General features: G+C 56.6%; 1 protein-coding gene. It reads left to right on the plus strand.

The annotated features are described in order from the left end of the window. Positions 1-31: 31 nt before the first annotated feature. The coding region (locus DM374_RS34635; RefSeq protein ID WP_225422714.1) for a DUF3304 domain-containing protein at positions 32-265 on the plus strand (234 nt) is incomplete at its 3' end.

The raw sequence follows: 265 nt of genomic DNA on the forward strand, positions 1-265 counted from the left end.
GTGGCAAAGAGGGGGAGGAGGGCATTTCAGTATGCCGGCGCGGTGGACGCCAGGGATGAGGGTGCAGGTTGATTGGCAGACGGGAGTTGGTAGGTCTGACGATTTCCCCGGACTCGACGACTGGTCAAAAGTTGTTGAGTGGGCAGACAACGTTGTAGCCCAACAACGGAGTCACAGTCGCTCAGTGCCTGTTCCGAGTTACTCCGAACAGAGCACTTGTGGCATCACCGTGCACTTTTTACCGTGTGACGAGATTCAGGTCGCT

The organism is Pseudomonas huaxiensis (genome assembly GCF_003231275.1).
Taxonomy (GTDB): domain Bacteria; phylum Pseudomonadota; class Gammaproteobacteria; order Pseudomonadales; family Pseudomonadaceae; genus Aquipseudomonas; species Aquipseudomonas huaxiensis.